Annotated in this window: 2 protein-coding genes; one reads left to right on the top strand and one right to left on the bottom strand. The window is 57.7% G+C overall.

All coding sequences use genetic code 11. From position 1 onward, the window contains the following. A partial coding sequence (locus tag AC1DIX_RS27540) for a hypothetical protein (protein WP_477328497.1) occupies positions 1-210 on the top strand: 210 nt, incomplete at its 5' end. Between the two features lie 4 nt (positions 211-214). Here the strand turns inward: AC1DIX_RS27540 and AC1DIX_RS27535 are convergent. Beyond that, complete coding sequence (locus AC1DIX_RS27535) at positions 215-427, bottom strand: hypothetical protein (RefSeq protein ID WP_477328495.1); 213 nt, start codon at positions 425-427, stop codon at positions 215-217. Positions 428-608: the final 181 nt, after the last annotated feature.

The raw sequence follows: 608 nt of genomic DNA, 5'->3' as shown, positions 1-608 counted from the left end.
GAACCAAACCAGTTCTCATGCGTTTTCCGCCGCGCAATCAACGCGTTGAGGGAAAACATCTTGAATCGTAGCAATGGACTTTATTTCGTCATCGGCGCTCTGCTGGTCGTCGTCGTCGGCCTAGGTGCCTATATTTACCGTGAAGAAAGCAAGCCTGAGGGCGTCGAGCTCAGCATCGGCCAGAACGGCATTTCAGTCGAACAGAAATAACCCTTCAGAGATAGGCCTTGGTCAGGGCGGCGAGCTTTGCGCCGTCCCTGACGCCCTGACGGTAGAGCTGGATCATCACGGCGCCGAGGCGCTCGGCTTCCTGCGTGCGGCGGCCGACGCCGCGATCTTCGCAGACTTCATCCAGAACATTCGAGATCACGTCGAGATCCTCCGAAAACAACGGCAGGTCGCGCGGATGGATGGGTGTGGCGAGCATCGCAGCAGCACTTCATGAAGGCCTGATGCGCGACATCCGCAACGGCACAAATGGATCGGGAACGCGCTCACTATGCGCGCCGATCTCACGCTTTGCAACTGCCGGAAATTTATCGGGAACAAAGCCAGCGGGCGGGCGTTTGCTGGCAGGTTCCGTTCAGTATCGAAGATCGTGTCATGAG

The sequence above is a fragment of the Massilia sp. 05N420 genome (genome assembly GCF_056397205.1).
Note: the sequence above shows the minus strand (reverse complement) of the source record. Positions and strands in the feature narration are given on the sequence as shown.

Bases quoted from the DNA above. Each gene is read 5' to 3' on its own strand.
- AC1DIX_RS27535 (WP_477328495.1), bottom strand. From the start codon at position 427: ATGCTCGCCACACCCATCCATCCGCGCGACCTGCCGTTGTTTTCGGAG.